The 10303-nt window shown below is 68.6% G+C and carries 7 protein-coding genes; 1 reads left to right on the top strand and 6 read right to left on the bottom strand.

The features are described from left to right. Positions 1–659 precede the first annotated feature (659 nt). Positions 660–2426, top strand: a complete 1767-nt coding sequence (locus tag AB0F17_RS42515) for a VanW family protein (RefSeq protein WP_358035346.1) — start codon at positions 660–662, stop codon at positions 2424–2426. 132 nt (positions 2427–2558) lie between these two features. Here AB0F17_RS42515 and AB0F17_RS42510 read toward each other — a convergent pair whose 3' ends face one another. The 6 genes from AB0F17_RS42510 to AB0F17_RS42485 form a co-directional block, all read right to left on the bottom strand. Next, positions 2559–4787, bottom strand: a complete 2229-nt coding sequence (locus AB0F17_RS42510; RefSeq protein WP_358035343.1) for a heavy metal translocating P-type ATPase — start codon at positions 4785–4787, stop codon at positions 2559–2561. Then, a complete protein-coding gene (locus AB0F17_RS42505) occupies positions 4787–5491 on the bottom strand; it encodes a hypothetical protein (RefSeq protein ID WP_358035340.1) in 705 nt (234 codons plus the stop codon). The genes AB0F17_RS42510 and AB0F17_RS42505 overlap by 1 nt, the downstream gene beginning before the upstream one ends. 29 nt (positions 5492–5520) lie before the next feature. Then, the gene (locus AB0F17_RS42500; RefSeq protein WP_358035337.1) at positions 5521–5802 is read right to left on the bottom strand and encodes a metal-sensitive transcriptional regulator; all 282 of its coding nucleotides are present in this window, start codon (positions 5800–5802) and stop codon (positions 5521–5523) included. Positions 5803–5962: 160 nt separating this feature from the next. Beyond that, positions 5963–7729: a DUF5605 domain-containing protein gene (locus tag AB0F17_RS42495; RefSeq protein ID WP_358035335.1), complete on the bottom strand. Its 1767-nt coding sequence runs from the start codon at positions 7727–7729 to the stop codon at positions 5963–5965. After that, positions 7726–8391: a TetR/AcrR family transcriptional regulator gene (locus tag AB0F17_RS42490; protein WP_358035332.1), complete on the bottom strand. Its 666-nt coding sequence runs from the start codon at positions 8389–8391 to the stop codon at positions 7726–7728. Before AB0F17_RS42490 ends, AB0F17_RS42495 begins: the two co-directional genes overlap by 4 nt. Before the next feature lie 11 nt (positions 8392–8402). Then, positions 8403–10277 (bottom strand): glycoside hydrolase family 3 N-terminal domain-containing protein, encoded by a 1875-nt coding sequence (locus AB0F17_RS42485; protein ID WP_358035329.1) that lies wholly within the window; start codon positions 10275–10277, stop codon positions 8403–8405. Between the last annotated feature and the right edge of the window lie 26 nt (positions 10278–10303).

Here is a 10303-nt window from a genome sequence, read left to right as displayed (position 1 = left end):
GCCAGGATCGGACCAACCGTGATCACGAACAGACCGATGAACCATGGCGCGAGGAAGACGTAGGCGGTACGCGCCTCACGCCGTCTGTGAGCGTTCACCTGCTTGGCGCGCCTCCTTCCCGGCGAGTTGACGTGGGATCGCCGGGGAGCGAGCGCACGTTCCGGGGTCACAGGGATTGAATCGGTCATGGACGCATGCATCCCTCATTCCAGGCCGCCCGGGCACGGCGGGATCGGATAGCGCTTTCCTATAGGTGCGCCAAAAGTTTCGTCAACCCTTTGCAGGCGTTACAAAGACGTTACCGATATATCGATAACTAGATCTCCCAGGTCACACAGCTTTCGTGACGAAAGGGTCGGATGAATGTTTTGCCGGTGAGTACAACCGGTTGCACCAGCTTTGACGGTCCCGTCCCGCTCGGCGCGTGGCCTGGAGTGGGTGCGGGGGCGCAGCGCGAGGGCGACGCCGTAGACCAGAGTCAGGACTCCCGCCACGGCTGTTCTACGATGGCCATTAGTAGTGCGACGTGAGCGCCTTCACGGCCGACGGTCTACGACGGCCGGCCCTCGGCGTCGAAGATCGCGCGAGCTACGAATCGGGCCACTGTGGCCAGAACGTCACCGAAACCTTCCGCCCGGCCCTACGATGTGCCACGAACCATGAAATCACGAAACGATCACGAACGCCGGAACAAGGAAGCCGCCCAGCCGGTCACGAGCGGCAGGCGCACCATGTCCTCTCGGCGCGGCCGGCGCACCGCGTCCTCTCGGCGGGGCCGGGTCGCCGTCATATTGGCGGCCGTGGTCGCCGTCCCGGTGCTGGCCTACTCCGTACCCGCGATCGCGCTCGCCGGTGAGGTGCCGCGCGGCACCCGCGTCGATGGCGTCGACATCGGCGGTCTGTCGGCGGCCGACGCACGCACGAAGCTGGATCGAGAGCTGAGTGAACGGGCCGCACGCCCGCTGGCATTGTCGGCGGCAGGTAAGACGGTTCGGCTGGTGCCGTCCGCGCTGGGGCTGACCTTCGATACCCGGGCCACGGTCGAGGCCGCGCTCAACGGCGCCGGCACTCCGGCGGGAATCGCGCGCTCGCTGTTCGGTGGCACCCGTGACCTGCGGCCACGGGTCGCGGTCGATGAGCGTCGCCTTACCGCGAAGCTCGCCGACCTGGCCCGGAACATCGACGCCAAGCCCCGCGAGGGCAGCATTCGCTACCGCGGGCTCGAGCCGCAGGTGATCTTGCCCAAGTCAGGCCGCGCCCTCGATCGCGCCGGTGCGGTGGGAGCCGTACAAGAGGCGTATCTGAATGGTCGCGCGTCGGTGGCGCTGAAGGTTCTTACGAGCCCGCCTGCCGGCTCGGCGTCCGAAGTGAAGCGGGTCGCCGGCGCCCTGGCCCGGACCGCCGTGGCCGCACCGTTGACGCTGGTCAACGGCAGCAAGAAGGCGGAACTACCCGCAGCGGGACTGGCCACGGGGCTGCGCTTCGTCGCCGACGGCCAAGGGCGGCTGATGCCCTCGTTCAACGCGAAGGACGTCCTGGCCGGCCTGGACAACCAGCTCGTCGCCGCGACCCAGCGTCCGAAGGATGCCTCTTTCAAGATTGTGAACGGCAAGCCTCAGGTCATGTCGGCGCGCCTGGGCCGCGGCATCGACGCCAAGGCGCTCAACAAGGCCGTCTCCGCCGCGCTCGCGGCCGGTCAGCGCAGCGTGCGCGTGCCGGTGACCGAGACGCAACCGCGGGTGACCACCGCCCAGGCCACGAAGCTCGGCATCAAGGAGAAGGTCAGCTCCTTCACCACTCGCCACCCCTGCTGCGCGCCCAGGGTGACCAACATCCACCACATCGCCGACATCGTGGACGGCTACGTCGTCAGACCCGGCGAGACGTTCTCCCTCAACGGCATCGTCGGCAAGCGGGACAAGGCACGCGGCTTCGTCGAGGCGCCGATGATCCTGAACAACCGGTTCGTCAACGACGTCGGCGGCGGGGTGTCGCAGTTCGCCACCACCATGTTCAACGCGGTGTTCTTCGGCGGTTTCCAGGATGTGCAGCACATGGCGCACCAGTACTACATCTCCCGCTATCCGGCCGGCCGGGAGTCCACGGTCTCCTTCCCGCAACCGGACTTCAGATGGCGTAACGACTCCCCCTACGGCGTACTGATCAAGGCCTCGTACACCAGCACCTCGATCACCGTCCAGTTCTGGAGCACCAAGCGCTTCGACATCGACTCGCAGAGCTCTTCCCGCTATGACGTCAAGCCCATCCCCACCCTCACCGAGTCCGCCCCCAAGTGCATCCCGATGGACGGGGTCGAGGGCTTCGCCATCGACGTCTGGCGCATCTTCAAGCAGGACGGCAAGGTACAGCGCAAACAGAAGTTCCACACCGTCTACGCACCTGAGCCACGTCTGACCTGTACTTGAGGTCGGTACTACTACGAGCTGAAGTATTAATCGGCGGTCACCGGCCGCAGCGCCACCGCCATGAGGCCAACGGGCGAAGACGGCACATGAGATTCCTCCAAGGACAGTGGGGCGAGCTCGCGTCCAGGTCGATTACTTGAAGCCGCGCAGTCGCAGGCTGTTGCTGACCACGAAGACACTGGAGAACGCCATGGCCGCTCCGGCGATCATCGGGTTGAGCAGGCCGAGCGCGGCCAGTGGCAGGGCGGCCACGTTGTAGGCGAAGGCCCAGAACAGGTTGCTCTTGATCGTGCTGAGCGTCCTGCGCGACAGCCTGATGGCATCGGCGGCCACCCGCAGGTCGCCGCGGACCAGCGTCAGGTCGGCGGCCTCGATGGCCGCGTCGGTGCCGGTGCCCATGGCGAGGCCGAGATCGGCCTGGGCCAGCGCGGCCGCGTCGTTGACGCCGTCGCCGACCATGGCCACGACCTTGCCCTCGCCCTGCAGCCGCTTGACCACGTCCACCTTGTCGGCGGGCAGCACCTTCGCGATCACCTCGTCGATGCCGACCTCGGCCGCGACCGTCCTGGCCACCGCCTCGTTGTCACCGGTCAGCAGCACCGGGGTCAGGCCCAGGCCGCGCAGTTGCCCGATGGCCTCCTTGCTGGTCGGCTTGATCACGTCGGCCACCACGAGCACCGCGCGCGCCTGACCGTCCCAGCCGACAGCCACCGCGGTACGGCCGGCGGCCTGCGCGGCGTGCAGGGCACGCTCCAGTTCGGGCGTGAGGTACTGCGACCACTCGGCGAGCAGCTTCGGACGGCCGACCAGCACCGCGTGCCCGTCGACGATGCCCTGCACGCCGAGTCCTTCGACGTTGGCGAAGTCTTCAGGCGTGGGAAGGTCGCCGACCCGGTTCCTGGCGCCCTTCGCCACGGCCTGGGCGATCGGGTGCTCGGAGGCGTGTTCCAGCGCGCCGGCGAGTCTGAGGACCTCGTCGCGGTTCTCGCCGTCGGCCAGGTGCACGCCGGTGAGGGTCATCTTGCCCTCGGTGACCGTGCCGGTCTTGTCCAGCACGATCGTGTCGACCTTGCGGGTCGACTCCAGCACTTCCGGCCCCTTGATCAGGATGCCGAGCTGCGCTCCCCTGCCGGTGCCGACCAGCAGCGCCGTCGGAGTGGCCAGGCCGAGGGCGCACGGGCAGGCGATGATCAGTACGGCCACCGCCGCGGTGAAGGCCGCTCCCGCACCGTTGCCGGTACCCAGCCAGAAGCCGAGGGTGCCGATGGCCAGCGCGATCACGATGGGCACGAAGATGCCGGAGATCCGGTCGGCCAGCCGCTGGACCTGTGCCTTGCCGGTCTGCGCCGCTTCCACCAGCTTGGCCATCTGAGCCAGCTGGGTATCGGTCCCGACCCTGGTCGCGCGGATGACGAGCCTGCCGCCCGCGTTGACGGTGGCGCCGGTAACGGCGTCGCCGGGCCGTACCTCCACTGGTACGGACTCGCCGGTCAGCATGGAAGCGTCAACGGCTGAGGTGCCTTCCTGGATCACACCGTCCGTAGCGATCTTCTCGCCTGGGCGTACGACAAAGGTGTCCCCGACGTTCAGCTGGTCGCTGGGGATGCGGGTCTCCACACCGTCACGCAGCACAGCGACGTCCTTGGCGCCCAGTTCGAGCAGCGCGCGGAGGGCGGCGCCGGCGCGGCGCTTGGAACGGGCCTCGAAGTAGCGGCCGGCCAGGATGAACGCGGTCACCCCCGCCGCGGCCTCCAGGTAGATGTTGCCGGCGCCGGCGGTGCGCTGGATCGTGAACTCGAACGGGTGCGTCATGCCGGGAGTCCCGGCCGTACCGAAGAACAGGGCCCACAGCGACCAGCCGAGCGCGGCGATGGTGCCGAGCGAGATCAGCGTGTCCATCGTCGCCGCGCCGTGACGCAGGTTGGTCCAGGCGGCCTTGTGGAACGGCCAGCCCGCGTAGACCACCACCGGCGCGGCCAGCGTCAGCGACAGCCACTGCCAGTTCGTGAACTGCAACGGCGGGATCATCGCCATCGCGATCACCGGCACGGACAGCACCACTGAGGTGATCAGGCGGTCGCGCAGCGGCCGGAGCTCGTCCTGCGGCTCCTGCTCAGCGGCCTTGGGCGGTGCGGGCAGCGCGGCCGTGTAACCGGCCTTCTCCACCTCCGAGATGAGCTGCAGCGGGTCGATGCCTTCGGGGAAGGTGACCTTCGCCTTCTCGGTCGCGTAGTTGACCGTCGCCGTCACGCCGTCCATCTTGTTGAGCTTGCGCTCGATCCGGTTGGCGCAGGACGCGCAGGTCATGCCACCGATCGAGAGCTCGACCGCGTTGTGCTGGTCATCGGTGAGAGAGGACATCACTTTTCTCCTTTCTCTCGCTCAGTGGCCGTGGCCGGCTGGGCGGTGTGGGCGGTGAAGTCGGCGGTGCGGACCTTGCCCTCATGCTGGAAGTCGAGGAACAGGCGATAGTCGCCGGTGCTCGACACCTCGGCATAGAAGACGATCTCGGGACCGGCCTTGGTCTTGCCGTCACCGGGTTCGCCGTCCGGGTGGACGTGGAGGTAGGCCAGGTCCCGGGCCCGCAGTGCCACCAGGTGGCCATAGGCGCCGAGGTAGGGCTGCAGGTCGGTGACCGGCTTGCCGTCCTTGCTGACCTTGAGGGTGAGCTTGCTCGACTGGCCGGGAGTCAGATCGCCGTCGAGGGTGACGGTGTATCCGTCCACGGTGGCTGTACGGGCGGCCTGCGGAAGGGGCTTCGGCGCGTACGCGCCCGCGGCGAACAGGTCGGCGCCCAGTGTCAGAGCGCTGCCCCCGGTGGGAGCGAAGTCGGCGAACGCGCGATAACTCCCCGCGACCGGGAGCGTGAGCTTGACCGACCAGATGCCGTCGGCCTCGACGGGGTGCAGGTGCTGGAAGCTGCCCAGGTCGCGGGACGTCGCCATGGCGGCGTGGCCGGCGGGCGGTGTCCCGATCGGCCCCACCACCTTGCCCACGCCCAAGGCACCGCCGAAGACCACGGCGAGCCCCAGGACGTAGGAGCCGAGCTTGAGAGGGGTGCTCATATCGATCTCTCCTTCGAGTGGGTCAGTGGTCAGGAACGGACGAGTCTCGCGATGGCGTCCGAGGCCTCCTTGATCTTGGCCTGGGCCTCGGGACCGCCCTTCAAGGTGGCCTCGGCCACGCAGTGGGCCAGGTGCTCTTCGAGGAGGGAGAGGGCGAAGGACTGCAGCGCGCTGGTCGCCGCGGAGACCTGGGTGAGGATGTCGATGCAGTATTTGTCCTCGTCCACCATCCGCTGCAAGCCGCGGATCTGCCCCTCCACCCGGCGCAGCCGTCGCGCGTGGTCCTGCTTGTTGTCGCTGTATCCGGCCATCTCCGCCCCTCCGATCGACATCCTTGATGTCCGGAACACCATACCCCCCCATGGTATTCCGGAATCAGGTGGGACTGAACGAACTACACCCACCCGGTTGTCGGGTGGGTGTAGGTCAGAGACCCCGGATCCGATTGTTTTCGTCGGTCCCGGCGATCGGCTACCCGTCGGCCGCGACGAGCCGGATCGCCATGTACTGGCGCGCCGGCAGCGGAATCCGGAAGCCGCCCGAGTATGTGCCGGGCAGCCGTTCGACGGTCATATTCCACGTGTCGATCACGTCGACCGTCCAGACCGTTCCGGGCTCCAGCGTGACGTCGCGATAGGACGGCCGGTTGAAGCCGAAGTAGGCGATCAGGTAGCGCGCCGCCACGCCGCCCCAGGGGGTGTCCCAGTCGCTGGGCAGCGGGTCGAGCACGCCGGTCGGTGATTCCTCGATGATCTGTTTGAGGAAGGCGATCCGGTCCGGGCTCGATCCGATGAGTTCGCCGCCTTTGGACCACCACAGCTCTTCGCGATCGTTGAGGTAGGTCTCCCCATGCCCCACGTAGCCGCCGCGCACCGCGCCTTCCCAGAACCGCCGGGTCATCTCCTCACCCGTGATGTTGCCCCACCCTTGGTCGATGTCGCCTTCGTAGGCGCACTCATCGATGACGACGGGTTTGCCCCACTGCTCACGCCACTGGTCGGTGTTCTCGGCGGTGCGGTACACATCGATGCGCTGCACACTCGCGTGGGTGATCCACGGCCGGCCGTAGTCGTAGAAGCCGAAGCAGTTGTGGATCGAGAGCAGATGCCCGACCGGGTCCTCCTCGACCACGATCGCGGCCAGCCGCTCCCAGTCATCGACGGTCTTCGAGAACAGCAGGTCGTATTCGTTCGCGAGCGACCACCAGACATTCGGCGACGCCGACAGTCGCCGGACGACGTACCGGATGTAGCGGTCGTCCGCGGCGGTGCCCATGTCCGAGAAGCCCCAGCGGTCGTAGGCGTGGAACAGGATGACATCGGCCTCGACGCCGATCGCGGCGAGATCGGTGACCCGACGCTCGAAGGCGCGGAAGTAGGCGGGGTTGAAGCGAGTGAAGTCCCACCCACCGTCGCTGTTCCGCTCGAACGGATAGAGCGGCGGCTCGTTGGCATTGAAGAGATACGACTTGGGGAAGGTCCCCATCCGGATCTTGGTGAAGGGCGAGTCGGCGAGCGTGCGCAAGGTCTGTTCCTGCAGCGCTTCGCTCTGGTGGGTCCAGGCGTACGCCGTCGTGCCGAGCGGCAGATGACGGGTGCCGTCCGCGTACGAGAAGTGATACCGGTCCGCCACCCGAACCGGCCCTCGACCGGCACCGGCCGCCGCGGTGAGCTCGACGGTGACGCCGTCGAGGGAGGGCGTGGTCGCTTCCGTCGTGACGACCCAGCGTCCGGCCCGGTCGGGCAGCAGCCGGACGCGCCATATCCCGTCGCCGTCGTAGAAGCCGCCGAGCCGGCGTGTCGAGCCGTCGGGGGCGGTCGCGCGGGCGGACAACTCGACGTCGACGAACGGATTGCCATGGCTCGGTCCGGCGAGTACGAGCTCCCAGGTCGCCCATACGTCGCCCGTTGCGGGCGCGGAGACCACTTCGGCCGAACCGCGAGGCGTGCCGGCCTGCTCATAATGGGCATCCGGCGTGATCGCCGGCGGATCAGAGCGCACGCCCGGGTCGCCGGAGTCGAGTGCGGCGAGCTCGCGCCACAGGTCATCGAGCTGTGCGGGGGTGAGCCGGGCGTACGGACCGGCGGCCGTGATGTCGCCGAGGGCGCGTCGGCGGAGCTGCACCAGCAGCGGCGAGTTCACGACCCCGGGCAACGTGCGCCGGATGATGTCGCGGGCCTCGGCGTGGTCCAGAATGTCGGCGAGCATACTGTGCGGCCCGAATCCCCGGTCGCTCATGCCGTGCCACCCGTGGCCGGATCCTCAGGCAGGTCGATGTGCCGAGCCGGTGCTGTGCCGAGCAACGACCACAGGTAGTCGAGATGCGCTGCCATGTCGATCGAGCGGTCGTACTGCCACTGCTGCTGGAGACCGTCCGCGACCGCGATCATGACGCGGGACAGCATCTCGGCGTCGAGCCCGGGCCGCAGCTCGCCCGCGTCAGCGGCGTGTCTGATGTCGGCGACCACATTCCCGGCGACCCGGTGGAAACGCTCCCTGAAGTAGTCGTGCGCGGGGTGCTCCGTGTCGACTCCTTCCTGGATCAGCGCCGAGTACAGCTCCACGAGGCCGGGCACCTCGCTGTTGTGCCGGACGATGCGGGTGATGCGCGGTTCGACGGCTGCGCTGTTCGTGAAGGAGGCGGTGTCGCGTTCGTCGCGGCGGCGGAGCACCTCGGTCAGGAGGTTCTCCTTCGAGCCGAAGTGGTGGAGCAGCCCGGCCTTGGTGATGTTCACCGCGTCGGCGATCTGCTGCAGGCTCATGTTGCCGTAGCCGTTCGCGGCGATCAGTTCGAGTGTGGCGTCGAGAATCTCCCGGCGCTTCGCCCGCCCCTTCTCATAGGGGCCCGGGCTGTCATAGGGGCCGGGGCGCGCGGGTGTGGGGGATTCCCTGTCGGGCAACGGTGTTCCCTTCATCTCAGGTCCGTGTTCCCGGCTGTGCTGCTGGCAGCGTATCCGGCACGGAACAATGCGTCGGCGGTGTCCCCGGGCACGTCGGGAAGGCTCGTCTCGACCGCGGCCATCGAGCGTGGCAGGTCGAACGGCAGCCGTCCCTCCGGCTTCGCCATGCCGAGGACGACGTCGAGCACCGCGCGGTCGGAGGCGCCGAACTCGGCCAGCAACGTGACCCCGGTGCCGAGGAACGGCGTGAGGATCGCGGGTCGATCCAGGCCCACCACGAGAGCCGTCGGCGCCACCGCCACGAGGCCGAGGATCCGGGCGATGTCGGCTTCGGCGAACTCGAGGCTGCCGGCGTGAAAGCCGCTCTCCAGCATGTACGCGTCGCGGGCCTCCCACGGCGCCGCGATCCGGACCACGATCAGGTCGGCGTCACGCGGGTCGTCGACGATCTCGGCGGCCCCTGCCACAGCCGCCGGATCGAGACCGTCGACGTAGAGCCGCGCGGGCCGCAGCGGTAGCGCGTCGAGCGGGGTGAGCGCGACCATCGCACGGGCCTGGGCGGCCAGCCCCTCGGCGACGAACCGGGGCGCGCCGACGACGGCGACGGCCTCGTCCTCGGAGACGAACGGATCGTCGAACAGTCCGAGATCGAACTTCACCGCGAGCAGCCGGCGCGCGGACTCGTCGATCCGCGACTCGGGAATGTCGCCGTTCTCGACGAGGTCGATGAGGATGTCGACGCACTCCTCTCCGCCGATCTGGTCACAACCCGCCGCCACGAGGCGGCGTACCCGCTCGCGCGGCGTGAGCTCCTCGGCGCCCCAGGCCCGTGCGGGCAGGCCGCGGCTCCCGTCGGGCGACAGCGCGTCGGTGACGGGTCCCCAGTCACTGCACACCACGCCGTCATAGCCGAGACGCTCGCGCAGGAGGCCGGTGATGATCTGCCTGTTGAAGCCGAAGCCGATCTCCTCGATCGGCTCGCCTGCCAGCTCAAGGGCCATCGGTATCCCGTAGTACGGCATGAGGCCGGCGGTGCCGGCGGCGATCGCCGCGCGGAAGGGCGCGAGGTGCTCGTCGAAGCGGCCGCCTGGGTATATCTGCTCGCGCCCGTAAGGAAAGTGGGGGTCCTCGCCGTCGCGCTGCGGCCCGCCGCCGGGAAAGTGCTTGGTGATGCAGGCGACGCTGCCGGAACCGAGGGTCGCACCCTGAAAACCCTCCAGGTACGCGACGACGAGGCGGCCGGCGAGCTCGCCGTCCTGGCCGAAGGTCGTGTACTGGCGGGCCCAGCGCGGCTCGGTCGCCAGGTCGACGGAGGGGTGCAGCGCCGCCCGGATGCCGAGCGCGAGGTACTCGCGTCGTGCGACATCGCCGAATCGGCGGACGAGATCGGCGTCGCCGATCGCGGCCAGGCCGATCGGGTCGGGCCAGGCGGAGAGGTCGCTCGCCGCGAAGGACGCGGCCGCGTTGTGCCCGAAACCGTGTCGCGGGTCGGTCGAAAGGGTGACCGGGATGCCGTGCGGGTTCCGTGCGGCGAGCTCCTGCACCGCGTTCTGCCAGCGCGCCATTTCCCGCGGCCCGGGCATCTCGACGACGTTGAGGTGCGTGATGAGCTTGCCGCCGACGAGGTCGGCGGCGCCCACGCGGCCCGGTCGGATCGGCACGTTCGAGACCTGACCGTCAGCGGTCGCGACCACCTGGGTGTGGAACATGAGGCCGGCCTTCTCGGCGAGCGAGAGGCGGGTCATGAGGTCGGCGACCCGCTCGGCGGTGGAGAGTCGCGGGTCCTCGTAGGGCTCCATCGCGCCGTTGCCGTCCAGATCCCTGAAGCGCGTGCCGTTCCGCGCGGTCAGCGTGTCATCGGCGGCTGCCGGCGAGGTGGGTGGCATGTGCGACTCCAGCTTCCTTGTAAGCG

The organism is Nonomuraea sp. NPDC026600 (assembly GCF_040638335.1).
Lineage (GTDB): Bacteria > Actinomycetota > Actinomycetes > Streptosporangiales > Streptosporangiaceae > Nonomuraea.
This window is presented reverse-complemented; position numbering and strand designations above follow the sequence as displayed.

Coding starts and splice junctions, on each gene's coding strand:
- AB0F17_RS42505 (WP_358035340.1), bottom strand. CDS start 5,491: ATGAGCACCCCTCTCAAGCTCGGCTCCTACGTCCTGGGGCTCGCCGTG.
- AB0F17_RS42495 (WP_358035335.1), bottom strand. CDS start 7,729: ATGAGCGACCGGGGATTCGGGCCGCACAGTATGCTCGCCGACATTCTG.
- AB0F17_RS42510 (WP_358035343.1), bottom strand. CDS start 4,787: ATGTCCTCTCTCACCGATGACCAGCACAACGCGGTCGAGCTCTCGATC.
- AB0F17_RS42515 (WP_358035346.1), top strand. CDS start 660: ATGAAATCACGAAACGATCACGAACGCCGGAACAAGGAAGCCGCCCAG.
- AB0F17_RS42485 (WP_358035329.1), bottom strand. CDS start 10,277: ATGCCACCCACCTCGCCGGCAGCCGCCGATGACACGCTGACCGCGCGG.
- AB0F17_RS42500 (WP_358035337.1), bottom strand. CDS start 5,802: ATGGCCGGATACAGCGACAACAAGCAGGACCACGCGCGACGGCTGCGC.